The following is a 25,405-nucleotide window of genomic DNA, read 5'->3' as shown; positions in this document are numbered from 1 at the left end:
TACAGCCTTTATCGCTGATTTTACCCGGCTTCCAAAATGGTGTTAGCGCGTTTTAATGCATTTTCAAAAGTATCTTTAACGTTTCCCTTACCAATCTGAAATAATAAACGCGCTTTTTTCAGCTCACCCATAACCTGTTCGCTGGCAACCTCGGCTAAAACCAGTTTTGTTCCGCTTTTTGTTGTTGCTGCATGTACCTCGCGCAACACCCTGATGCCGGTAGCATCAATAACCGGCACGTTCCGCATCCGGATGATTAGCACGCGGGCCGGGTTTTCAATTACCTTCATTGCATCCTTAAACTTGTAAGCCGCGCCAAAAAATAAGGGGCCGTTAATCTCAAAAACATCCAGGCCTTCAGGCATATTCTCCGGCTTAAATAATTCGCCCGGCAGAACATTAGCCTGCTGCACAGAACTGGCCTGCATCATTTGCCGCATAAACAGGAACGCGGCCAGGATCATGCCTATCTCGATTGCAACTGTCAGGTCAACCAATACCGTGAGTGTAAACGTGGTGATCAAAACAACGGCATCGCTTTTGGAGCCCTTAAGTACCGATTTGAAACTCTCCAGCTCGCTCATATTCCAGGCAACCACAACCAATATTCCGGCTAATGTCGGCATCGGGATCAAAGCGGCCCATTTTCCCGCAAACAGCATAATAATTAACAAAATGAGGGCATGAACAATACCGGCCACCGGTGTTCTGCCGCCGTTTTTTATATTGGTGGCCGTTCGGGCAATAGCACCGGTAGCAGGTATCCCCCCAAACAGCGATGAACAAATATTGGCCAGCCCCTGGGCAATCAATTCTGTATTGGAACGATGGTTGCCCCCGGTCATGCCATCGGCCACTACTGCCGATAACAAGGATTCGATACTGCCCAGTAACGCAATGGTAATGGCCGGCCTTATTAACTGCTGAATGGTGGCGAAACTGACACCGGGAATTACCGGCCGGGGCAAGGATGACGGTATAGCGCCGAAACGACTGCCGATGGTTTCGACAGGTAAATGAAAAAAAGCGACGGCAAAGGTGGTAACCAGGATGGCGATCAACGAACCAGGCACCCTGTGTGTAACCCTGGGCCAAAGCAAAACCAGGCCTAAGGTAATAACCCCGATGCCAGCTGCGTATGGATTGACCGAAGAAATATGTCGGCCAAAAGCTACCCATTTGCTGATAAAATCGGCGGGAACGCTGCCCATGTGCAGGCCCAGGAAATCCTTAACCTCCGAGGAAAAAATAATGAGCGCTATGCCCGTAGTAAAGCCGGTAATTAAGGGATACGGCACATATTTGATGGCGTTGCCCAATTTGGTAATGCCCATTACAATCAGGAATATCCCGGCCATGAAAGTGGCTATGATTAGTCCGTTGATACCAAATTGCTGTACAATGCCATAAACCACCACGATAAAAGCCCCGGTTGGCCCGCCTATTTGCACCCGGCTGCCACCCAGCGCAGAAATGATTAGTCCGGCGATAATGGCTGTGAAAATTCCTTTCTCGGGCGATACGCCGGAGGCGATGGCAAATGCTATAGCCAAAGGCAGGGCCACTATGCCCACAATGGTCCCGGCGATCAGATCTTTAAAGAATTGTTCTTTCCGGTAATGCTTTAGGGTATCTATGAGTTTGGGTTTAAACATCGGCTTATTCTTTAATCCACATTTTTAATAACCTGCTGTAGGTATTGTTTACCAGCTGATAACCAGGCGGAACCTGGCCGCCTGGGGTATGAAAGGTAACCAGCCGCGTTTTTGAAGGCTTTTCGGCCAGCATTTGGTAAACCAGCCTGCTATACTGGTCATACAGCTCAAAGGAAGCCTCTACGGCATAATCTATACGGCTATCAGGCTCAATATTTTCGTAAAATGGGTTGTAGAAATAAAAATGGTCGTAGTCGTTAAATTCCAGTTCAGTCAGGTTCCCGTGCATAAAGGTTACATTGGGCAAATCTATCCCGGCTTTGGCTATCTCGGCAAAATTGTATAATTCGCGGCGCTGTTCAATGCCTGAGAACGTTGTTTCTGGATGGAAAAAACCGGCGGTGATACAAAATTTGCCAACCCCGCTGCCAATATCCAAAACCCTGGTATTAGGAACGGCCAGGAAATTGCCCGCTATTTTGGCAATCTCCACGGGTGTCCAGTGCATTTGCGACAACTGCCGGATATGTTCGGGATACAACTCGTCAAAAGCGCTGTCATGGCAAAACAGGGATGGGTTTAATAGCTCATTAAGCATTCTTTTATTTGGGGAAGGATTAAAATTTCTAAAAGCGGAGGTGAAAATTGCGGTTTCCATCGGGTCAGGCTTTGATCCACATTTTCATCAGGCCACTGCAGGTTATAGCTGCCAGCTTGAAGCCCGACGGTATTTCCTGCTCTAAGCTATGAAAGGTTACCAGCCTTGTTCCCGATGGCTTTTTATCCAGTTCGGCACACAGGTACTGGTTATAGTAGGCATAAAGGCTTTGCGATAATTCCAGGGTATCATCTATCTGGTTTTCGGGGTCGATATTTTCGTAAAAAGAATTATAGAAATAAAAATGATCAAACTCCTTAAAATTCACCTGGGTAATATTGGCGTAGATAAAATTAACATTGGGCAATTGGGTATACCCTTTAGCTTCTTCAGACAAGCATATCAGCTCGTGCCGTTGTTCAACGCCATAAAAATAGGTTTCGGGAAAATAGTATGCTGCGGCCAAACAAAATTTACCAATGCCACTACCTATGTCCAGTACCCGGGCATTTGGCTCGGCTAAAAAGCTGGCGGCTTTACGTGCAATGGCCAACGGTGTCCAATGTTTCAGCGATAGCAGCTGAAAATGTTCGGGGTACAGCCAGTCAAATGCCGCATCATCGCTGAATAAACCTGTAATCGGATCGATTTTTTTTAGTTTTAACTGGCCTTCGTCAGGCTCATTCGCCGATGGTGAGAAATGGAAAAAAGGGTAAGCTTTCATTGCCGGTAAATTTAAATGGTTAAGTAACCCGGTTTTCCGTACCAGATCAACGCAGGAACTGATACTTATCAGTTTTTAAAAAAATCGTACCTTAGCATATGAGCCTATCCGGAATTTTTCCAATCGACCGGTGGAATTTTACCACGCAATCAACACTTCATGTGCTGTCTGAAGCAGACCATGCAGATTTACTTGCGCACCACAGCGATCTGCATTACCAGAAAGGTGATGTGATTTTCAGGGAAGGCACCGTACCCTCGGGTATATTTTTGATTAAAAGTGGCAAAGTCAAAAAATACAAAGTTGATAATACCGCGAAAGAACAAATCTTTTATGTGGCCAACCAGGGCGAGTTATTCGGCTATCATGCGGTATTGTCTGATGAACGGTACCCGGATTCGGCGGCGGCTATTGAAGATAGCCTGATAAGTTTTATACCCAAGGAAGATTTTATCAGCATTTTACACAGGTCTCCGGCTTTTACCTGGCGGCTGCTCAAGGCGTTAAGCCATGAATTTACGGTATTGACTAACAGTATTTCGGTAATCGCGCAGCGCACTGCCTCAGAACGGCTGGCCATTGCGCTTATCGTGCTCCGGGAGAAGTATAAAGTAGATGGCGCCGATGAAAAAAATATTGTTTTAAATATCTCCAGGCTCGACCTGGCTAATATGGCGGGTATTGCACAAGAAAACGTAATTCGCTTATTAAAGGAGTTTAAAGCAGAAGGCATCGTGGAAACCGATGGCCGTAAAATATGGGTAAGGGACTTACAGATGCTGATAAAAAAATCAAACTACAAATAAACCGGCCACCTAACCGGTTGCTATATGCTGATGGATTAAGCGTGTGCGGCAGTTTCCCGGCGCTTATGCCGTTGGGGTAAATGCTTTCTGATTACCTGGTATAGTTTATGCAGTTCAAATGGCTTTTGGATATAATCGTCGAAGCCAAATTGCCGGTATTTTGCTTCAATCTGGTTATCGCAGCTAAAAGCAATCACCGGCAGGTGTGGAAAATGCGCTTTTATCCACTGGCTAACCTGCCCCGCCGAATTATGGCTGAGCCAGCAATCAAGTAAAACCAGTTTGGGGTGATGGCGCCTGATCATTTCCAACGCATTTTCGTTCGTATCATCCAGGCTGCAAACCCGGTAGCCTTCCATTTGTAAAGCAGTGGCTACCACATCCAGGGTAGCGGCATCTGCTTCTTGTACCATGATTGTTTCCATAAACTTTTAATTTTTAGATGAAAAGATAGAAACCGGAACAAACGTATAAGAGTAAATAAAGTTAAGTATAAATTGTGCTTTCCCTGATGGTATTTTTTTAATTTTTGCTGCATTAAATTAATAGCCACCAGGTAAAGCGCTAAACTGCCGAATGCCCGCTCAGGTAACCTGTTAATACTTTAAATAGCCACATCTTACTAAACCTGCTATGGAATACGCTTTCTCTTACCGGTTTTAAAGCGCGTAAGATTTGGCCCGCGACCGGGCTTTTTTCTCCTCGATTGCCTGCAGTAGCTGATCATATGGCTTATTAAATTTTTCGATGGCCTCGCTTTCCAGCTGCGCGGTAACCTCGTCAATATTGATCCCTATCTTTTTTAGCCGGGCCAGCGCCTGCACAGCCTCATCGGTGCCCTGCTCCAACCTGTTTTCCGGGTGCCCATGATCGCGGTAGGCGTCCAGCGTTTCCAGCGGAACGGTATTCACTGTTTCGGGGCCGATAAGTGCATCTATATATTTGGTATCAGGGAAAGATGGGTCTTTGGTGCCGGTGCTGGCCCACAATACGCGCTGCGGGCGGGCGCCGTTTTCCTGTAATTTTTTAAAGCGGTCGCTGCCGAAAACCCTTTTATATACCTGGTAAGCCTGTTTGGCGCAGGCAATCGCTATTTCGCCCCTCAGTTCCGGATAGCCCTTTTTTTCCAGCATAGGGTCTACCAGTACATCAATGCGGCTCAGGAAAAAACTGGCTACCGAAGCAATTTGGTCAATTGGCTGGCCGTCGGCTAAGCGGTCTTCCAGTCCCGACAGGTAAGCGTCGGTAACGGCTTCATAGCGGTCGAGCCCAAACAGCAGCGTGATATTGATATTAATTCCCTCGCAAATGGCCCTGCGGATAGCCGGCAAGCCTTCGGTGGTCGCGGGTATTTTAATCATTACATTTTTCCGGTCTGTTTTTCGCCAAAGTTCCATCGCCTGCCGTATGGTCCTGCTGGTATCCCGCGCCAGGTGTGGCGAAACCTCCAGGCTAACATAGCCGTCATGCCCGGTTCTGAAAACGGGTTCGAACAGGTCGGCAGCTTCCCGGATATCTGTAATTGCCAGTTCATAAAAAATGGCTTCATTATTTTGGTGCTTTTCTGCCAGTTCCCTGATCTGCTTATCATAATCGGCGCTGCCGCTAATGGCTTTTTCAAAAATGGCCGGGTTCGAGGTCATGCCCCGCAGGCCGTCTTCGTCAATCATTTTTTTTAACCGGCCCGAGCGGGTGAGCCCCCTGTCCAGCAAATCCAGCCAGATGCTTTGGCCGAAATCCTGAATTTGTTTGATTTTATTAGTTTCCATAATTCAATATTTTAAATAGCTGAGCCTGGGGCCGCCATCGTCAGTATGTATTATATAGAAGCCGGAAAATGGGATACACAAGGACTAAACACGATGCCTTGGCTTTCAATTTATAAAGGTGTTATGTTGTGAAGTTAATTAACTGGTCCTATACAATATTTATAGAACAATGCTCATTTTTATTAGTTTGCTTTTTTTTTAATTGACAGGAGAAAATTTCAACCGGATTCAAAAAAAGAACTTCAGTTAAACTTTTTTAAGGCAAACTTGTTTTTGGCTTATCTATCACCAATAAAATTCAAGCTCATGAACGATGTATTGTTTGTACGTGAATTTGCCAGGGAACTGGAGGCCGAATCGCCTGCCAGTCTCAAATGCCTGGAACGGATCCCGGCCCGGCTGTTTGGCTGGAAACCGCATGAAAGATCAATGGAAATGGGCTACCTGGCGCTGCTTGTGGCCGAGATACCCTTATGGATTACCCATATCATCAAATATTCCGAGATCGACTTTGCTACCTTTCAGCATTTAAAACCGAACGACACACAGGACCTGGTGAATTATTTTAAACAAAACGTGGCCGGAGCTAAAGAAACCCTGTTAAATGTTAGTGAAGGTGAATTGGCAGAAACCTTTTACCTTAAAACAGGTGGCCGGGAATTGCTCCGGTCATCCAAAAAAGAACAGGTAGAATCAACGATTAACCATTTGGTGCACCACCGCGGACAACTAACGGTTTATATGCGCCTGAACGATATTGAGGTGCCTTCCATTTATGGGCCTTCGGCCGACGACAGGAGCTTTACTTCGGCAAGCGGCAAACATTATCTGTAAAAGTGTCCTGTAATGCTTAAAGTGAAGGTTAGTCTTGAGCCGAAAGTCTTAAGTTCTAAGAGGCTGTTTTTAAACATCTTCTAAATAAAAAACAAGCAAAATATGACTGGAGGCTTCCGGCTAAAGACTATTGACTTAACAATGCATTATCCCCCAGATATCCCGCTTTTCAGCATGATTTTTGTGGGTAATTAGTAAGCAGATACTGCGATAAACCGAGGAAATCATGAAACGGAATGTAAAAAGTTTGGTTGGCTTCAGTATGGGGGCAACCGACGGCGAATTTGGGAAACTGGATGAGTTTTATTTTGACGATGAAACCTGGACGATACGTTACCTGATTATTAAAACGGGTGGCTGGCTGTTTGGCCGCAAGGTGCTGATTTCGCCCGCGGCATTAAAAACACCCGATTGGGAAAATAAAGTTTTCCCGGTGAACCTAACTAAAAAGCAAATTGAACACAGCCCTGATATTGATACAGAAAGAACAGTTTCCCGGCAGCAGGAAATTGACCTGTATAGTCACTACGGCTGGCCATACATGGGTTCGGCTGGAGCAGGATTTTATGGGGGCATGGGTATGTCGGGCATGATGGAATCCCGGGTACCGTTTGAAGAAAGCATTTTGGCAACAAAAGCCGGCGATAAGCCCGTCAACCCTCATCTGCGCAGCACCCGCGAAGTTGCAGGTTACCGCATTCACGCCACCAACGGCGAAATTGGCGATGTGGAAGATTTTATTATTGACGATCAAAATTGGCGCATACATTTCCTGGTAGTGGATACCGGGCATTGGTTTCCGGGGAAAAAGGTGCTTATATCGCCTAAGTGGATTACCTATGTAAAATGGGAAGAGGACGCGGTTTACGTAGATGTCACGGTTAATGCAGTAAAGAGCAGTCCGGAATATGACCCCTCGGTGCCGCTGCCCGAAACCTACGAAAATGAATTTTACGATCATCACGGCAGCGAGGTTTAATACAGGTAAGTTAAACCGTTGCAGTTAAATTGGGGTGAGTTTAACCCTTGCCCGCACGCTTTGTTTTATTGCACAATTGTTGAAAAAACGTTGCTGTATTGCCAATACTTTGTGGTTATATCTCTGTAATTAATTACAGCGGCCACCGGTCGCATCATGTTATTTTTTAATTTTTTCCTGCAGGTGCCGCCATTTAGCCAGCGCCACCTCCGCGAGTTTCCTGGCACGCTCTGCCGCCTGTCCCTGCTGATCCTTTTCGGCAAGCGGACCTTCCGTTTTAAGCTCGGGTGCCGGTTGTCCGGCATCATTTTGCTTGCTTTGATCTTTACTGGCCAACATGACTAAAAAAATAAAGGCGCCTGGTACGGCGCCTGTTAACAATTGCCGCAGTTGTGGCTTATTTAATCTCTATTTGGCGCGCGGCTGTCCTGGTTTCTTCTTTTTTGGCCACATTAACCTTCAGCAAACCATCGGTATATTCGGCATTGATACCCTCGTTATCCACAGAATCGGGCAGCGTAAAAGAGCGTACAAATGAGGTATAATTATATTCGCATTTGTTGTACTTTTTATCGTTAGCCGGTTGCCCGCTCTGTTTTTCGGCCGAGATGGTGAGCACGTCGCGGTCAAGGCTTACGTTAAAATCTTCTTTGCTTAGCCCCGGCGCGGCCAGTTCAATATGATAATTGCCATCCGTTTCCGAAATGTTAACCGCCGGCACGCGCGATACCATACGGTCGGATAGAAAAGTGTCGTTCAGGATAGATTCAAAAATGTCGTCGAACCCGGGCCGCAGCATACTGCTTTTGCCGTCATTAAACTTTACAAGTGTCATGATACTTCCTCCTCTTGATTTTTGATCTGCCGGAATATCCGGTTTACTGTTACAACAAAGGGGAATGCGGGTGGTTTGTCATTTTTTTATTTTGATCCAACCAAATGCTTCGATAATTGTACATCAAAACTCAGAATAGGAATTGATGCAGAAAAGTCATTTTAGACGGGATAATACCTGCTTGCCTGTTAACATATACTTTCGCAGCCACTTATCAATAAACAATATATAGTTAAAGTATCAGCACCTTTTTTTTACGAATGTCCCCAAATTACGTAGCTGCCACATTGTATTGACGTACTTATACGGTTGTATATCTGTGCTTTAGGTATGATATTTACTTCCGGTTTAATCATCTACAAACGTCATGAAAAAATTGATCATCCTGCTGCTATGCGCTGCTATTGGCGGGCATACAGTTAACGCGCAAAGTTGCAACCAGTTTGTTAACAACGTTGAGGGTAAAAAACTCAGCTATATTAACCATGATGCCAAGGGGCAGCCACAAATGACCGCCGTTTACACCAGCACCAAAAAAGACGCGTCGACAGTGGCGGTACATGCTGTTATCAGCGACCATAACGGCAAGGTTATCGGCACCGGTGATTCGGAGATGATTTGCAGCGGCAACGCGATTAAGATTGATATGAAATCGTTTATCCCGGCCGCCTCTATGAAGCAATACGGCGATATGCAGGTGAGCGGCGAAGCCCGGTACCTGACTTATCCTGCCGATATGAAAGCCGGCCAAACGCTTGATGATGGATCGATAACCATCAACATGAATAATGGCGGCGCTGCCAAAGGGGAAATGCAAATGGATATTGTTAACCGCAAAGTAGAAGCAGCCGAAACTATAACCACAGGCGCAGGTAGTTTTGATTGTTTTAAAGTAACGTACGATGCTACAACCACGGTGAAGATGATGGGTATCAGCATGCCGTTCCGCATAAAGGTAACAGAGTGGTTTGCGCCAAAACTGGGGCGTTTTGTAAAGTCGGAAACCTTTAATAAAAATGGCAAGCTGATGGGCACCATTACGCTGGAGTCTATTAACTGATTAACGCCCGTCTTGATACTTTCACCGTCCAAATAGATTTCTGGCGATTTAAACAAATTTGTTACGATTATGTATGGATAGCCACCCTTTAGTTCGTTGCTAAAAAAAGGATTAGATTTCTAACTTTGGTAACGAAATGAAATGGATTACCCGCGAACATCCGAAGATTGACCGCATAGCCTGTCCCTGGCTCATTAAACGCTTTATTGACCCTGATGCCGAGATTATTTATGTGCCCGTAGACCATGTGATTGCGCAGGCAGCGATTTTAAATGCCACTCCTTTTGACCTGCCCGACGTTGAATATACCCATTATGACGACCAGTGCAGTTTTGATTATTTTATAAAGAAACATCAGCTTAAAGATGCAGCGCTTGATCGTATTGCTGCCATTGTTCGCGGTGCGGATACCGACCGGCATGATTTCGCCCCGCAGGCATCGGGCCTGTCGGCCATTTTTTTAGGATTGTCAAAAAATATTCCTGATGACCACGAATTGCTGGAACTGGGTATGAAAGTTTATGACGGCTTATACACCTGGGCCAAGTACTTGTACGAGCAAAAACATATCCAGGAGCCGGTAGAATACCTTTTACTGGAGGTTTTTAACAAATATCTTAAGCAGCAGGGCTCCAAAAAAGCGCCCGTATGGGCAAAGGAAATTAAGGAGATGATCCAGGACCAGATTGATACCAACATGAGCCTGAGCCTGCAACAGGTTTCAGAAGAACTAAAAATAAACCCGGCCTACCTGTCGCGGGAGTTTTCCAAATATTTTGAGAATTTGTCCTTTGGCGATTACATCCGTAAGATGCGCATCGAAAAATCAATAAACCTGATGGAAACTACTGATTACTCTTTTACAGAGATTGCTTACCTCACCGGATTTTCGGACCAAAGCCATTTTAACCGGATCTTTAAAAAACAAATGGGGATGAGGGCGTCTGAGTACAAAAAAAACGTTGTAAAAAAGTAAAGCAGATTCTATTCGGTAAAATCTGTTCTATTTTAAAGTAGTAAATTGCCATAGTATTGCGCCTACATTTACAGCACTGGATTTCCAGCTATGAAATTTAACGATTTACCCGTCTTCCCGAAGACCTGCCTGCTCACAGGTATGTTCCTATGTCTTTTACTGCCCGAACAGGTCTTGGGGCAACAAGGCAAACCTTACCTTGATTCGCTGCTCCGGACGGCATCGGCCAATTACCCTTTAATAAAAGCCAAGAGACTGCAAACACAATCTTTACAATACGCCGTAAAGTATAAGCAGAACGCTTTAATCCCATCGCTAAACGCATCGTACCAGGTTGATTATGCCACCGCGAACAATATTACCGGGATGATTTATCCGCAATATATTACACCCATCAGCGGGCCGCCAACGAGGGGCAATGATTATAGTGGCGTGCCGGGTAGCGCGGCCGCGCTTAACCTGCAATGGGAACCCATTACTTTTGGCCAGCGTAGCGCCGAAGTTGACCTGGCTAAAGGCCGGCTGCAATACGGCCAGGCCGATGAGAATTTAACTTTGTTCCAGCACCAGGTTTATGTAATTGGCGCCTGGTTAAATTATTTGCTGGTAAGCGATTTGGTTAAAGTTTACCAGTCTAACATTAACAAATCGGCTTTTAATTTAAAACAGGCGCAAACCCTGGTAATTAGCGGTTTGCGGCCGGGAACAGATTCTTCTTCCTTCCACTCTGAATACGCCCGGGCCCAAATGCAATTGATTGCTTTTGAACGGCAGCGGGATTCTACACTGATAGCCCTCAAAGAATTGGTTGGTGGCAAGCTACCAGCCGGCCTGGTGGTTGATTCTTCACTTTTTAAAAATCTGCCGGTAATTGCTTTAACTGATACTATAACAACCGATCATCCCGAAGTGCAATTGGGGAAGGCTAACGTAAATACCAATGAACTGGCTTTAAAATCGCTGAAGAAAAATATCCTGCCAAAGTTAACTTTATGGAGCACCGGTTATGGCAGGGGATCTGGTATCGGCGCGGATGGTACAGTTAACTCCGGCGATGGCTGGCGTTTTCAGCGGTATAATTATGGGGTGGGTGCCCAGATAGCTTTTCCAATACTGGAAGTTTTTAGGCAGAAACCCCTGTGGAAACAGCAGGAACTCGTTACGGCATCCAGCCGGGAACAACTTGCTCAAACCCAGCTGCACCTGAATACCCAAAAGGAAATCGCGGTATCCAATTTTCAAAAGGCAGTACAATCGGCACAATTGGCGCCGCAGCAATTCCATTCTGCCGAATATTCTTATAAAGCCATCCAATCCAGGTATAAATCGGGCCTTATCAATTATTATGATGTGATACAGGCGCAGCAATTATTATTTCAGTCTGAAGCCACTGTCCGGATAGCTTATTACGGGGCATGGCGGGCATTATTAAATGAGGCGGCCTATAGCGGCAACCTGAACCTGTTTTTAAATCAATACGGCAAATGAATATTATCCAGTTTTTATACGCCTCATTAAGAAAACCGGTCACCATCATCGTAGCCGTTATTGCCATAGTTTTTTTCGCGGTGGTATCTATACGTACTATGCCGGTAGATATTTTCCCTAAGCTGGGTACCCCCACCATTTATGTGGCACAAACCTACGGCGGGCTGTCGGCCGAGCAGATTGAAGGTTTTGTAACCTCCTACTATGAATACCACTTTTTGTATGTAACCGGCATTAAATCTGTCGAAAGCAAAACCATCCAGGGGGTTACTTTATTGAAACTCAATTTTTACGAGGGCACCGATATGGGGCAGGCCACCGGCGAGGTTGTATCAATGGTAAACCGCGCAAGGGCTTTTATGCCTCCCGGAACAGTATCGCCGTTTGTAACCCGTTTTGATGGGGGCAGTGTAGCGGTTGGCCAGCTGGTTTTCAGCAGCCCTACCAGGTCATTAGGCGAGGTATCAGATCTGGCTTTATTTAAGGTACGGCCCATGTTTTCCACCCTGCCCGGTGTTTCGGCGCCGCCGCCGTTTGGCGGTAACCAGCGTTCGGTATTGATTAAAGCAGACCCGAATAAATTGCGTAGTTATGGTGTCAGCCCCGAAGAACTGGTAACGGCCATTGCCAAAGGGAACACCATCCTCCCGGCGGGTAACCTGCGTGTGGGTGATCAGATGCTCATCGCGCCCCAAAATACGGTGGTAGATAATATCCAGGATTTGGGCAACATCCCCGTAAAAACCGGCAGCGGCCCGGCTGTATACGTACATGACCTGGCGCAGGTGGACAACGGCGCCGATATTACGGCCGGTTACGCGTTAATTAATGGAAAACGTTCGGTTTATATCCCGGTAACCAAAAGGGCCGATGCATCTACCTGGGATGTGGTACAAAAAGTGAAAGCAGCCTTGCCGGATATGCAGGCCGCCATCCCACCGGATATCAAAGTAAGTTATGAGTTTGATCAATCGGGTTATGTTATCAATTCCATAAAAAGCTTAATGACCGAGGGCATTTTAGGCGCTTTGCTCACCGGCCTTATGGTACTGCTATTTTTACGCGACTGGCGCAGTTCGCTCATCGTGGTTTTAACCATACCCCTGGCCTTGCTTTCGGCGGTTATCTGCCTTAAACTTTTTGGGCAATCTATCAACATCATGACTCTTGGCGGTTTGGCGCTGGCCATTGGTATATTGGTAGATGAAGCCACGGTAACAATAGAAAACATCCACCATCACCAGGAAAAGGGCGAACTGAAAGGGCGGGCCATTTTAGAAGCCTGTAAAGAAATTGCTTTGCCTAAATTGCTGATCCTCCTTTGTATCCTGGCGGTATTTTTCCCGGCTTTCTTTATGTCGGGTATCCCTAAAGCCATGTTCCTGCCGCTTTCCCTTTCGGTTGGTTTTGCGATGATTGCTTCTTTCCTGTTGTCGCAATCATTTGTTCCTGTGATCGCTAACTGGCTGTTCAAAGATCGGCTGGCCGAAACCACAAAAGAAGGTAAACGCATGGCCCGCTTTAAAGAAAGACATGAAGGGCTGATTCATCGTCTGTTGCCGGGCAGGAATATTTTAATACCTGTTTATCTCGTGCTTTCCATTGCTTTGGCGACGTTGCTTTTTCTTACAGTTGGAAAAGAGCTGTTCCCGAAAGTTGATGCAGGGCAGTTCCAGGTAAGGCTAAGGTTGCCCGAAGGGACGCGTATTGAACGGACGGAAGCAAAAACAAAACAATTGCTGCACCTGGTTGATAGCCTTTCGGGCGGCAATAAAATCGCCATATCATCTGCCTATGTTGGCCTGGTGGGCTCAAGTTACCCGGTTAGCGTTATCCACCTATGGACGAGCGGGCCGGAAGAAGCCCTGCTGAAAGTTAAATTTATTACAGGTTCCGGTATCAAAATAGATGATTTCAGGGAAAAGGTGCGCCAGGCGGTAAGTACGCAAATGCCCGGCTCGCATATTTCTTTTGAACCGGCAGACCTGGTAGAACAGGTGATGAGCCAGGGAACGGGCACACCCATACAGGTGCAGGTATTAGGTAAAAGCCTGGCGCAAGACCGCCAGTTTGGAAAAAAGATTGTTGAGCGTTTGAAAACCCTGCCTTACCTGCGCGATGTGGCTTATAGCGCCCCGCAGGGTTACCCGGCCATGAAAATTGAATTTGACCGGGTGAAGCTGGGACAGTTAGGCTTAACCGTGGAAGATGCCGGTAAATCATTGGCTGCGGCTACCTCATCCAGCCGTTTTACGCAGCCCAATTATTGGGTAGATAAAACAGCCGGGACAGCATACCAAATACAGGTGCAGATACCTGAGCTGGTGATGAACGACCCCGCGCAGGTAGATAATATTTTGTTAAGCTCCAATAACGGAAAGCAGGTTTACATGCGCGATGTAGCAACCTGGAAAATGGGTAATACCGAAGGCGAATTTGACCGTTTAAACCAAAAACGCTTTATTACCATTACCGCCAATTTGCAAGGCAAAGCACTGGGTTCGGCCATTAACGATATCGATAAGATCATCAATGAAACCGGCAAATTGCCCGAGGGCATGAAAATACAGCAGCCGGGCCAGGCCGAAGTGTTTTTACAAACTTTCCAGGAGTTGCAAAACGGTATTTTGCTGGCTATTGTGGTAATTTTCCTGTTGTTAGCCGTAAACTTCCAGTCGTTCCGGTTATCGCTGGTAATTATCTCGGTTATACCGGGCATTTTAGCCGGCAGCCTGTTATTGCTTTGGATCTGTGGCAAAACTTTAAACATACAATCCTATATGGGCTGTATTATGGCGGTTGGCGTGGCCGTGGCCAATGCCATCCTGTTTGTTACCCAGGCAGAAAAATATAGAAGTGAAAAACTGGAAGATCCCTATTTACAAGGGATCAAAGACAGGACGAGGCCTATACTGATGACCAGCCTGGCAATGATTGCCGGGATGGTCCCGATGGCATTGGGCTTAGGCGAAGGGGGCGACCAGACATCGCCTTTGGGCACAGCTGTTATAGGGGGCCTCATTTTCTCCATGGTATCCAGCCTCATCGTTTTACCTTTAATTTACCAGTCGTCAGTTGGTAACCGCCCGGTGCCTGTTATCTCTTTAGATCCGGATGACCCGCAAAGCAAATATCAACCCTTAACCGAAAATCAATCATGAAAGCTGTCAATTATATATTCTTAGTTCCTGTTTGCCTTTTGGCGGCCTGTGGCGGCAACCAGGCCGAAAAAGCAGCCCCCCAGGGCCCGCCGGAAAAGCCGGTGGTTAAACTGCTAACGCTGAAACCGGAACCCATTGCTAACAAACTGAACCTCACCGGTGAAATTATTCCTTTTGACCGCGCCAATATTTATGCCCGTACACCGGGCTATGTAAAGGAAGTAAAAGTTGATATCGGTTCGAAAGTTACTAAAGGCCAGGTTTTATGCGTCCTTGATGCTCCTGAATTAAAAGCGGCGCAAGCCCAAAGCCAAAGTAACAGCATGGGTACAAAAGCCAAATATGAATCCAGTAAATCAACATATTTAAGGTTGTTAAAGGCTGCCCAAACGCCTGGTGCCGTGGCTGATAACGAGCTGGAAATTGCCCGCAGCCAGATGCGCACCGATAGCGCGGTTTACCAGGCCTCGCGTTCGGCTACCCAGGCCAATAAGGCGATGGAAGATTACCTGGTGATCCGGTCGCCCTTTAACGGCGTGGTTACGGCAAGGAACATATTTAAAGGAGATTTTGTAGATAACACCGGTAAAACGTTGTTGTTCCGGGTAGAGGATAATTCCTCTTTAAGGGTTGATGTTGCCGTACCGGAGGCTTATAATTCCACCACGTTAAAAGACAACGAAGCCACTTTCACCGTATCGGCAAATCCCGGCCAGGTATTTAAAGCCAAACTGGCACGAAAATCAGATGCCATTGACCCGCAAACCCGCAGCGAAACCTGGGAGTTAACTTTTACCAACGCGAATGGCTTGCTAAAACCCGGCATGTTCGCGCAAATTGTGTTGCCGGTAAGCCGTCCCAAAGAGGGTTTCCTGGTGCCGTTTAAGGCAGTGGTATCTACCCAGGAACGTAAGTTTGTGATCAGGGTGGTAAACGGAAAAACCCAATGGGTAGATGTAAAGACCGGGTTTACCGGCAAGGAAAAAACCGAGATAGCCGGCGATTTGAAACCCGGCGACCAGCTGGTGGCACAAGCCAATGAGGAACTGAAAGAAGGCACAACCGTGCAGGTAAAGCAATAGTTAAAAAGGTAAATATTGTAGCCTCGCAAAATATGTACGGGAGGAAACACACACATGGAAGAACAATTAACCAAACAACCACCGGCTTATTCGCTGCTGGATATTACAAAATACTTTCTAAAACTCGGCACCTGGGGTTTTGGCGGCCCGGTAGCTTTGGTAGGGTATATGCAGCGCGATCTTGTTGAGCAAAAAGGCTGGCTGACGACCGAAGAATATAAGGAGGGATTGGCATTGGCGCAGCTGGCCCCGGGGCCTTTAGCTGCCCAGTTAGGTATCTATATCGGCTTTGTTCACTACGGGCTCATTGGTGCAACGCTTACGGGCCTGGCTTTTGTACTGCCATCGTTTATCATGGTGGTATTGTTAGGCATGGCTTACCAGCTTTACGGCGGCTTAACGTGGATGCAGGCGGTATTTTATGGGGTAGGTGCAGCGGTGATTGGTATCATAGCGATGAGCGCTTATAAACTAACCGTAAAATCTATCAGCAAGTTTGAACCGGCTGCCATGAAATCCAAATGGTTGTTGTGGTTTTTTTATATAGCCGGCGTTGTGATTACGGTTATTACCGAAAGAGAAGAAATACTGTTGTTCCTGGGCTGCGGCATCATGTATATGGTTATCAAAGCGCCGCCGCGATGGATCAAAAAGCCTGCGGTACTGCCGGCCGGAATATTAATAAGTACCGGTTTCTGGAAATACGATGGCAAGACTTTGCAGGAGATCGGCTGGTTTTTTGCAAAAGCGGGTGCGTTTGTATTTGGCAGCGGCCTGGCAATTGTGCCGTTTTTGCATGGCGGCGTTGTAAAAGAGTTTGGCTGGCTAACAGAAAATCAATTTGTAGATGCGGTTGCCGTAGCTATGATAACACCGGGGCCCGTGGTTATCACGGTTGGGTTTATCGGCTATCTTGTTGCAGGTTTTCCGGGAGCTTGTGTGGCGGCTTTGGCAACTTTTTTGCCTTGTTATTTATTCACTGTCGCTTTAGCGCCATCGTTTAAAAAGATCGCCAAAAATACCAGTATCAAAGCATTTGTAGAGGGCATAACCGCGTCGGTAATAGGCGCCCTGGTAGGGTCGGTAATTATTATCGGGTTACGGTCAATTGTCGATATCCCTACAGCACTAATTGCTTTAGCTACAGTAGCCGCACTTATCTATATCAAAAAAATACAGGAACCTTATATCATTGGTATAGCTGCCGTTATCGGATTAATCATTAAAATCAGTAGTTAAAATACTAAAGCCGATGTCAAATTTCCGGCGCAGGTAGCGTGATTAAGGCTTGTTAACCTTGTATAGTGCTTTCTTTAATTTTTGGTCGGCATAAAAAATATCTTTATAAGTAACCAGTTGCCCGTTTTTGATATCGCAGGTAAGGTAAGTAAGCGACACAGGAACAGGTTGTTTTTTGCCGATGTTTGATAACAAGGCCAAAAGCTTAGCGCTGCGCGCAACATTAACCTGGATAATTGCGGTATCCTGGCCAACAACAGGTGTTATTATAACCGGTTCCCCTTGCTTTTGATAGCCCGGCCTGCTTATCTGCAAAAATACCTGCCCCATAGCTGTGATGATGTTGATTGCCGAATAATCCAGGCCGGCAGCCAGCAGGTCCATGCCCGGTTTGTCTATTTTTATTTTGAAATATTGGTCGTTGGTTTTTGTATGAACGGTTAATATGCCGGATGGGATATTAATAGCTACGTCTGTTTTTTTTCTGGTGCTGTACCAGCGCAGGCGCTCCATATTAATGGCTACCCGTTGCACATCGGCTTCACTAAACTCGTAACAATCAAGTTCATAAAGGCCTTTCATCAAATACATTTGATGTTTCAGGGAAGCGTAAGCCTTGGTTTGAGGTTGTAAGTTGCTAATCTCTTTTTCAAATTGCTGGCTTTTAAGTGCTTTTATCAGCACCTTTTCGGCATTAAAACCATCTTTAATTCCGGAGTCGATTTTTGCGGCGGGATAATTTGGATTAAGCCTGCCATAGTGGAGGTTGTTTTCAAAAGCGAGGATTGCATCGGTTAACAGGATGTCGAACATCGCTTTTTGCTTGTTGCTAACGGGGTCGGTACTTGATCTGAGTAACTTTAACTTATCGTATAATAACTGATCTGGGTGATAATCCGAATGTTTTAGCCCGTAGGTAACCACGCAATCAAGCAGCAGCATGGCATCGGTAGCATGGGTTTTAACAGTGTCTGGCGCTATCCAGGCCAGCTTGAAGCCTGTTTGCCGGTAAAAGCGTTGAACACTGTTTGGAAAATATAATTCTTTGCGGTGTACCGCAAGCTGGCCTTTTATAACGGTTGCTATGGATGTATCTTTTCGGGCACTATATGCCACGGCCTTTGGTGCAGCGCCAACTAACAATAGCAACAAAGTTACTCCTGCCGAAAAGAAAAACAAGCGATGGTATTTTTGCATTTTATTGGGTTTTAGCTTTGTAAAGATCATTGTAAAATGGGTTGGTATTCATGACGACCGTCATCGTAAAAACTGATATTGAGCACAAATAATATGTCGGTTAAATAATTGATATACAAAGGGAAATTACGTTTGAACTTAATGTAATAGCTTTTTAATGCTGAGATAGGTAACCCCTACGGGGCATAAAAGAAACTTAGATAAATATTGCTACAAACAGGTAGCCTCTACGAGGCAAGCATTTTTTGTCATTAAGTTAAAGTTAAGGAAAACAGAAGGACAAATAATATCGAACACTGAATTTCGAATGTCCAACGCCGAAGTTTTTCCTTCATTATTCGATATTGGACATTCGGTGTTCGATGTTAAATCGACCTTAATTGGTCAATTTAATAACATTGGGCAGGCGCCCTTTGTATCGTCCTGAAAAAAGTTTGTAGTTGCTCTCGTCCGCTTTTTGGTTGACAGTTTTTTTAACAATCATGCTCTGTATTTACAGGTTGTTTGTATGGCATGATGCCTCGTAGAGGCTACCCGTTTGTAGATATAAAATGTTAAATGTGTTTTGTGCCCCGTAGGGGTTACCCTTCTTTCTACATCAAATTTTTAAACGCGATCCTGCCGGTTCTCAGATACCTTAGTACTGTTAAGTCAACAAGTACTGAGTCGTAAGTCCAAAGTTAAATTTTTTCTTTTTGGCTTAGAACTTAAGACTTTGGGCTAAAGACTATCCGTCAATTTATCGTTGACATGACACTACAGCTTATACATTTTCTCGTAATATTCGGCTGCCAATCGCCCGGCTTCAAATGTGGGTACCACATCCGTGGCTGACTGTTTCATGATGCCTAACCATTTTTTTGGAGCGCCATAATACATGGGCAGTACCGCTTTTTCCAGCACATCCATCAGGTTCCTGTTTTCCTGGCTATCTTTTTCATGTGCCTGCAGCTCGTTGGATGCAGGCTGAACCAGGAAACAGTTTTTCATGTCTTTGGCAAACTCAGGTACCCAGCCATCGGGCAGGGAGAGGTTGATGCTGCCATTCATGGCTGCAGTCATGCCGCTGGTGCCAGATGCCTCGCGGTACATCCGCGGATTGTTAAGCCAAACATCCGATCCTTTTTTTAGCAAAGCCGATAAATGCAGTTCGTAACCGGTTAACACGGCACAGTTGGTAAACGCCCGCGTACGTGCGATGATCTGGTTGAATAAGGCGATAGAGCCTTCATCTTCGGGGTAGGGCTTGCCGGCCCAGATCAATTGTACAGGATATTTAGCATTATTTACCATGGCCACAAACCTGTCCCAGTCCTGCATTACCAGGTCGGCCCGTTTATAGCCGGCAAAACGGCGGGCCCATACAATGGTTAGCACATTGGGGTCAAACAATTTTCCGCACTGGTCTGCTATCACCCGGAACAGATCGAGCTTCATAGCCTTTTTACGGGCAACAATAGCTTCTGCATTGTTCGCAGCGATGGCCTCATCTAAAGCAGCATCCCGCCAATAGGCTTTGTTTTGCGCATTGGTGATGGCTATAATTTCGCAAACACCGGGATTATTGCCCCACATTTGCCGCGCTACCTCGGCATGAAGTTTAGATACGCCATTTGCCTTACCCGAGAACTTAAGTGCCGCCAGGGTGTAGTTAAAACTATCTCCGTCCATCCCCAGCAACGATTTTACCTCGTGCTCCTGCAAATGATAAAAAAACGACATTTTTTTCAGCAGGTCATATCTATGCGCTTCGTTACCGGCCATCTCGGGGGTATGGGTGGTAAAAACCACTCTTTTCTTCACTTCTTCCAGGCTTTTATATTTAGCGTACAGGTAAAAGTTTAACGATACCGAATGCCCTTCGTTCATGTGGTAAACATCCGGTTCAAGGTTTAAAATATCCAGCAGCATAGCACCGCCGACGCCTAAAATAATGGTTTGCGCTATCCGGGTTGCCTCGTTTGAATCGTATAGCCTATGGGTGATCGATTTCGACACGTCATCGTTTTCCGGAACATCGGTACTCAATAAAAATATGGGCGCCGTTCCAAATGTTTCGGGTTTTAATAACCAGGCTTTAACATGTACTGGCGCATCATGCACCTGTACGGTAAAAACTATACCTGTATCCTGTAAAAAGGAATACTGCTTTTCAATAAATTCCGGCTTCATAAATCCGTTGCCATCCCTTACCTGGTCATAATAACCATATTTCCACAACATCCCGATGCCAACCAGGTTTTGCTTCAACTCATACGCGCTCCTTAAATGCGAGCCGGATAAAAAGCCCAGCCCCCCGCTGTAAATTTTTAAAGCCTGGTCAACGGCAAATTCCATTGAAAAATAAGCAACCGATATTTTATATTTCTCATCCGGCTCATAGCCGAAAATTTGTTTTTTACTGAGCATGTTTAGCATTTAATGCGATATGGTGTCCATTTAAAACAGCGGTCCTCTATTATTTCCTGTTCTACCAATTGAATATTTGCATCAACAAGGTTTATATGCAAATCTTCATAATGGTCTATCCGGTATTGCAATAATGCTGCCATACCGGCCTCGCCTTGCCCAATGTAAGTGTTTATACAGGCCAGCGCACCCTCCTTGGCTTTTTTCATGGCGTTTACCAAACTGGTGGTTTGATAATATAGGCCATAACCGTCCTGTAAAGTATAAACCGCATATTTACTGTAGACAAATAAGGAAGGTACCGGCTTAAAATCATTTGTCGGTATCATTTTTATCCCGGTGTCGTTTTTATCAACACGATAGCTGCGGTAATAGGTATGCATATCGGGCTTAACAATTACCTCTTGCGCTATTGTTTCCATTTCCAGTTAAGTATTTCGGGCATATCCTTGCCGTTGGCTTTAATGTATTGCTTGTGTTTGGTTAGCTTATCTGTTAGTTGCTGTTTTAGATAAACGCCTTTGCTGCCTGTTTGCGGCAGGCGGTCAATAACATCCATCACCAGGTGAAAACGGTCCATTTCGTTAAGTACGGTCATATCAAAAGATGTGGTGATGGTGCCTTCCTCTTTATAACCCCGCACATGCATATTGGCATTGTTGGCGCGGTTATAGGTTAAGCGGTGTACCAGCCAGGGGTAACCATGAAAAGCAAACACCACGGGTTTATCAATGGTGAATAACGCGTCATAATCTTTATCGTTGAGGCCATGAGCATGTTCGGTGCTTTTTTGAAGTTTAAACAGGTCTACAACGTTAACAACCCTTATTTTTAGTTCGGGCAGGTGTTCCCTTAAAATCGAAACCGCGGCAAGCGTTTCTAAGGTTGGCACATCGCCGCTGCAGGCCATTACCACATCCGGTCCGGCTTCCTGGTCGTTACTTGCAAAATCCCAGATGCCAATGCCGCGGGTACAATGCTCAACCGCCTGCTGCATATTAAGCCATTGTGGTGCCGGGTGTTTACCTGCCACAATAACATTTACGTAATGATAGCTGCGCAGGCAATGATCCATTACCGATAACAGGCAATTGGCATCGGGTGGTAAATAAACCCGTACAATGTTGGCCTTTTTGTTCACCACATGATCAATAAAGCCGGGATCCTGGTGGGTGAAGCCGTTATGGTCCTGCCGCCAAACGGTAGATGTTAATAAAATATTAAGGGATGCTATGCGCCTGCGCCAGGGCAATTCGAGTGTTGTTTTTAACCATTTGGCATGCTGGTTAAACATCGAATCGACAATATGGATAAAGGCTTCGTAACAGTTAAACAGGCCGTGCCTTCCGGTAAGCAGGTAGCCTTCCAGCCAGCCTTCGCATTGGTGCTCGCTCAGCATTTCCATTACGCTGCCATCTGCAGCAAGGAATTCATCGTACGGAATTATTGGCGCGTCCCATTGACGGTTGGTTACTTCAAATACAGCATCCAGCCGGTTTGATACGGTTTCATCCGGGCCAAAGATCCTGAAATTTCGTTCTTCCTGGTTTGCCTTGATGACGTCGCGCAGAAAGCGGCCACTTACATAAGTATCACCTTCGCCGCTGGCGCCGGGGCTTTCTACCACGGTGGCATAATCCCTGAAGTCTGGCAGGCGCAAATCGCGCAGTAAATTGCCGCCATTGGTATGCGGATTGGCACCCATCCTGCGGTCACCTTTTGGCGCCAGTTCGGCCAGTTCGGGCATTAGTTTACCTTGTTCGTCAAATAATTCTTCGGGATGGTAGCTTTTCATCCAGTCTTCCAGCATTTGTAAATGTTCCGGTGGTGTTGAAGCAGAAACTGCCAGCGGGATCTGGTGCGAACGGAAGTTACCTTCAATTTTATGACCATCCACTTCCTTGGGCCCTGTCCAGCCTTTGGGTGACCGCAACACAATCATCGGCCAGCGCGGGCGTTCGGTATTGGGTTGTTCGGCGTCATATTTTATTTGTTTTATGCGGTCAACCGCGTAGTCAAGTGCTGCGGCCATGTCTTTGTGCATTTGCTCGGGGTCTTCGCCTTCCACAAAAATGGGGTTCCAGCCGTAGCCGCGAAACAGTTGTTCCAGCTCTTCATGGGTGATGCGGGCTAAAACGGTAGGGTTAGAAATTTTGTAACCATTCAGATGCAGTATAGGTAATACTGTACCATCGGTAAGCGGGTTAATGAATTTATTGGAGTGCCAGGCTGTTGCTAACGGGCCGGTTTCGGCTTCGCCATCGCCTACAACGCAAGCAACCACCAGGTCGGGGTTATCCAGCACCGCGCCAAATGAATGACTCAGGGAATAGCCCAGCTCGCCACCTTCGTGGATAGAGCCCGGCGTTTGCGGCGAAGCGTGGCTGGATATGCCGCCGGGATATGAAAACCGGGTGAACAGTTTCCGCAGTCCGTCTTCATCCTGTGTAATATCAGGATAAACTTCTGTGTATGTCCCTTCCAGATAGGTGCCGGCAACAACAGCCGGCCCACCATGCCCGGGACCAGAAACATAGATCATATTTAGATCATATTTATTGATGATACGGTTTAGGTGCGTATAAATAAAGTTTTGTCCCGGTGTAGTGCCCCAATGCCCCAGCAGCATGTTTTTTACATGCTCCAGCTTAAGCGGTTCTTTTAGCAATGGGTTATGGTGCAGGTACAATTGCCCCACCGAGAGGTAATTTGCGGCGCGCCAGTAGGCGTGTATTTTTCTTAATAGTTCGGGCGATAATTCAGCCTGTTCTATATCTAAAATTTCGGTTTCCATGGTGAGTTTTATTTTAAAATAATGGTTTGTGTATGTTGTGCAATCATTTCTTCTTCGTTGGTTTTTATTACCATCACCTTTACTTTACCGGTTGATGATGATATATCGTCGCTATTCCTGCTGTTTAATTTCTGGTCGATATAAATTCCTAAAAACTCCAGGTCGTGGCAAATGCGCTCCCTGATGACGGCCGAATGTTCGCCTATGCCGCCGGTAAAAACCAGCCTGTCTAACCCACCCATCGCCGCAGCCAGCGAACCGATGAATTTGCGGGCCTGGTAACAGAATAGGGTAATAGCTGCCCTCGCTTTGGCATTATGGGTTTCTGTGGCCAACAATTGCTGCACATCGCTTTTGCCCGCGATAGCCTTCAGCCCCGATTGTTTGCTGAGTAAAGTATCCAGCTGCGTAGTGGTGAGCCGGCCTTGTTTCAGCAGGAACAGCACCACACCGGGGTCAAGATCGCCGGAACGGGTGCCCATTACCAGCCCGCCAATGGGGCTAAGGCCCATAGTGGTTTCTATACTGATGCCATTTTTTACCGCGGCCATACTGGCGCCATTGCCCAAATGGGCTATAATTATTTTTTGCTCTTTTACTTTTACACCATCGGCGGCCAGTTTTTGCATAATGTACTGGTACGAAAGGCCGTGAAAGCCGTAATGCAGCAGGCCTTGTTCGCGGTATTTATCGGGCAGGGGGTAATATTTAGCCTCGTCTGGCATATCGGCGTGGAAGGCTGTATCAAAGCACGCTACCTGCGGCAACTTTGGAAAAGCTTGCCGGAATGCCTTGATAGCTTTAATTTCATCAGGCAGGTGGTTAGGCGCCAGGTAAATAAATTGCTGCAGGGTTTTTAGCAAGTCGCCCGTTATGAGTTGCGGCGCCCTGTGGTTTGGCCCGCCCTGTACAAGCCGGTGCCCTACCGCCAACAGCCTATTGTTGTATGGGCTTTTTTTAAACCAGCGGATCACAGCTTTTACCGCTGCATCCAGGTTTTTAAATCCGCCGGCGTGCCCGGGCAGCGAGTTTTCCTGGTTAGTTATAACCAGTTTACTTGTTGTACTGCCAATAGCATCTACACTGCCCGATAGCTCTTGCTGCAGCGAGCCTACATGGTACAAACTGAATTTGAGGCTGGATGAACCGCAATTAATGGTTAACAGAAAAGTATTTAAGGAGACCGCCATACTTGTTTTAATCATGCAGTTTTAAATGGACTACAATGCAAAGCTATAGCTTACTACCGGCTTGGGGAATGACGCTCATGACCATAAATAGTGATGGATGTCATATCCTTAGGTACAACTCGGTGGGTATTAAAATGTTTTGAATGGTTTTACACAAACATTCGCTTAAACGCTGGTTACGACTCATCCGGCCACCCTCTGCGCTGGGCCACCCTGTGCGCCGTAAAGAAGGTAAACTCAATTTTTTATTTTTCCCCCTCTATGCGCGCAGCCTCGTCGGGTTGAGTCGACTCGCCGCTATGCGATGTACGTTATTCTGTCTTCAGAATCCTCGGATTTGCCACTACCTATGACATAGTTAATTTTCCTGTCATCCTGAGTAAGTTTTATTTGCGCACAAATAATGGCATTGCAGATGACAAGCTATTTCCGAATTTTGCGAAAAGCAACTTATGGCAGCGTAGCAGTTTAGCTCCTGGTGTTTTTTACCCGCCCCTGAGTTTTGCTTCAGGAAATAGCGTAAGCATTTTGGTGATACTGTTATCAGCAGCATTCCCGTATGGCAGCGTGCCTTTTTTATCTATCGCTCTCCTGAGCCATAAGTTGCTT

The 25,405-nt window shown here is 46.2% G+C and carries 21 protein-coding genes; 9 read left to right on the top strand and 12 right to left on the bottom strand.

Annotated elements, in window-relative coordinates; all coding sequences use genetic code 11:
* Positions 1–20: 20 nt before the first annotated feature.
* The 3 genes from AC1DXF_RS07625 to AC1DXF_RS07615 form a co-directional block, all read right to left on the bottom strand.
* A complete protein-coding gene (locus AC1DXF_RS07625; RefSeq protein WP_477447714.1) occupies positions 21–1,655 on the bottom strand; it encodes a SulP family inorganic anion transporter in 1,635 nt (544 codons plus the stop codon).
* 4 nt (positions 1,656–1,659) lie between these two features.
* Positions 1,660–2,253, bottom strand: coding sequence for a class I SAM-dependent methyltransferase (locus AC1DXF_RS07620; protein WP_477447713.1), 594 nt, complete (start codon positions 2,251–2,253; stop codon positions 1,660–1,662).
* A gap of 64 nt (positions 2,254–2,317) precedes the next feature.
* The gene (locus tag AC1DXF_RS07615) at positions 2,318–2,977 is read right to left on the bottom strand and encodes a methyltransferase domain-containing protein (RefSeq protein ID WP_477447712.1); all 660 of its coding nucleotides are present in this window, start codon (positions 2,975–2,977) and stop codon (positions 2,318–2,320) included.
* A 98-nt stretch (positions 2,978–3,075) separates the two neighbouring features.
* Between AC1DXF_RS07615 and AC1DXF_RS07610 the strand changes: the two genes are divergently transcribed.
* Positions 3,076–3,783 (top strand): Crp/Fnr family transcriptional regulator, encoded by a 708-nt coding sequence (locus tag AC1DXF_RS07610; protein ID WP_477447711.1) that lies wholly within the window; start codon positions 3,076–3,078, stop codon positions 3,781–3,783.
* Positions 3,784–3,818: 35 nt separating this feature from the next.
* Here the strand turns inward: AC1DXF_RS07610 and AC1DXF_RS07605 are convergent, their stop codons facing one another.
* Both AC1DXF_RS07605 and tal read right to left on the bottom strand, forming a co-directional pair.
* Positions 3,819–4,208 (bottom strand): response regulator, encoded by a 390-nt coding sequence (locus AC1DXF_RS07605; protein WP_477447710.1) that lies wholly within the window; start codon positions 4,206–4,208, stop codon positions 3,819–3,821.
* A gap of 234 nt (positions 4,209–4,442) precedes the next feature.
* The gene (gene tal, locus AC1DXF_RS07600; RefSeq protein WP_477447709.1) at positions 4,443–5,552 is read right to left on the bottom strand and encodes a transaldolase; all 1,110 of its coding nucleotides are present in this window, start codon (positions 5,550–5,552) and stop codon (positions 4,443–4,445) included.
* 306 nt (positions 5,553–5,858) lie between these two features.
* Between tal and AC1DXF_RS07595 the strand changes: the two genes are divergently transcribed.
* Entirely contained in the window at positions 5,859–6,386 is a 528-nt protein-coding gene (locus AC1DXF_RS07595) for a DinB family protein (protein ID WP_477447708.1), read from the top strand.
* Between the two features lie 226 nt (positions 6,387–6,612).
* Positions 6,613–7,365 (top strand): PRC-barrel domain-containing protein, encoded by a 753-nt coding sequence (locus tag AC1DXF_RS07590; RefSeq protein ID WP_477447707.1) that lies wholly within the window; start codon positions 6,613–6,615, stop codon positions 7,363–7,365.
* Between the two features lie 159 nt (positions 7,366–7,524).
* Here AC1DXF_RS07590 and AC1DXF_RS07585 read toward each other — a convergent pair whose 3' ends face one another.
* Together AC1DXF_RS07585 and AC1DXF_RS07580 are read right to left on the bottom strand one after the other, a co-directional pair.
* On the bottom strand, positions 7,525–7,704 hold the full coding sequence (locus AC1DXF_RS07585; RefSeq protein WP_477447706.1) for a hypothetical protein: 180 nt from the start codon (positions 7,702–7,704) through the stop codon (positions 7,525–7,527).
* Positions 7,705–7,762: 58 nt separating this feature from the next.
* Positions 7,763–8,200, bottom strand: a complete 438-nt coding sequence (locus AC1DXF_RS07580; protein WP_477447705.1) for an Hsp20/alpha crystallin family protein — start codon at positions 8,198–8,200, stop codon at positions 7,763–7,765.
* A 367-nt stretch (positions 8,201–8,567) separates the two neighbouring features.
* Here AC1DXF_RS07580 and AC1DXF_RS07575 point away from each other — a divergent pair, with 367 nt between their 5' ends.
* From AC1DXF_RS07575 to AC1DXF_RS07550, 6 genes are all read left to right on the top strand, one after another.
* Positions 8,568–9,260 carry a TapB family protein gene (locus AC1DXF_RS07575; RefSeq protein WP_477447704.1) on the top strand — a complete coding sequence of 231 codons (693 nt, stop codon included), beginning with the start codon at positions 8,568–8,570 and terminating at the stop codon, positions 9,258–9,260.
* A gap of 136 nt (positions 9,261–9,396) precedes the next feature.
* Positions 9,397–10,236, top strand: coding sequence for a chromate resistance protein ChrB domain-containing protein (locus tag AC1DXF_RS07570; RefSeq protein ID WP_477447703.1), 840 nt, complete (start codon positions 9,397–9,399; stop codon positions 10,234–10,236).
* Positions 10,237–10,326: 90 nt separating this feature from the next.
* Positions 10,327–11,724, top strand: a complete 1,398-nt coding sequence (locus tag AC1DXF_RS07565; protein WP_477447702.1) for a TolC family protein — start codon at positions 10,327–10,329, stop codon at positions 11,722–11,724.
* Complete coding sequence (locus AC1DXF_RS07560; RefSeq protein WP_477447701.1) at positions 11,721–14,885, top strand: efflux RND transporter permease subunit; 3,165 nt, start codon at positions 11,721–11,723, stop codon at positions 14,883–14,885. The genes AC1DXF_RS07565 and AC1DXF_RS07560 overlap by 4 nt, the downstream gene beginning before the upstream one ends.
* Positions 14,882–15,967: an efflux RND transporter periplasmic adaptor subunit gene (locus AC1DXF_RS07555; protein WP_477447700.1), complete on the top strand. Its 1,086-nt coding sequence runs from the start codon at positions 14,882–14,884 to the stop codon at positions 15,965–15,967. The genes AC1DXF_RS07560 and AC1DXF_RS07555 overlap by 4 nt, the downstream gene beginning before the upstream one ends.
* A 54-nt stretch (positions 15,968–16,021) precedes the next feature.
* Positions 16,022–17,206, top strand: a complete 1,185-nt coding sequence (locus tag AC1DXF_RS07550) for a chromate transporter (protein WP_477447699.1) — start codon at positions 16,022–16,024, stop codon at positions 17,204–17,206.
* Positions 17,207–17,248: 42 nt separating this feature from the next.
* On the opposite strand, the gene AC1DXF_RS07545 is transcribed toward AC1DXF_RS07550, so the two are convergent.
* The 5 genes from AC1DXF_RS07545 to AC1DXF_RS07525 all read right to left on the bottom strand — a co-directional run bounded on the left by AC1DXF_RS07545 (position 17,249) and on the right by AC1DXF_RS07525 (position 24,811).
* Positions 17,249–18,403 carry a L,D-transpeptidase scaffold domain-containing protein gene (locus AC1DXF_RS07545; RefSeq protein WP_477447698.1) on the bottom strand — a complete coding sequence of 385 codons (1,155 nt, stop codon included), beginning with the start codon at positions 18,401–18,403 and terminating at the stop codon, positions 17,249–17,251.
* Between the two features lie 756 nt (positions 18,404–19,159).
* Positions 19,160–20,812, bottom strand: coding sequence for an alpha-glucan family phosphorylase (glgP, locus tag AC1DXF_RS07540; RefSeq protein WP_477447697.1), 1,653 nt, complete (start codon positions 20,810–20,812; stop codon positions 19,160–19,162).
* Positions 20,813–20,814: 2 nt separating this feature from the next.
* Positions 20,815–21,234, bottom strand: a complete 420-nt coding sequence (locus tag AC1DXF_RS07535) for a hypothetical protein (RefSeq protein ID WP_477447696.1) — start codon at positions 21,232–21,234, stop codon at positions 20,815–20,817.
* A complete protein-coding gene (locus AC1DXF_RS07530; protein WP_477447695.1) occupies positions 21,222–23,606 on the bottom strand; it encodes a phosphoketolase family protein in 2,385 nt (794 codons plus the stop codon). Before AC1DXF_RS07530 ends, AC1DXF_RS07535 begins: the two co-directional genes overlap by 13 nt.
* An 8-nt stretch (positions 23,607–23,614) precedes the next feature.
* Positions 23,615–24,811, bottom strand: a complete 1,197-nt coding sequence (locus tag AC1DXF_RS07525) for an acetate/propionate family kinase (protein ID WP_477447694.1) — start codon at positions 24,809–24,811, stop codon at positions 23,615–23,617.
* Positions 24,812–25,405 lie beyond the last annotated feature (594 nt).

It is taken from the genome of Mucilaginibacter sp. P2_A5, assembly GCF_056404995.1.
This window is presented reverse-complemented; position numbering and strand designations above follow the sequence as displayed.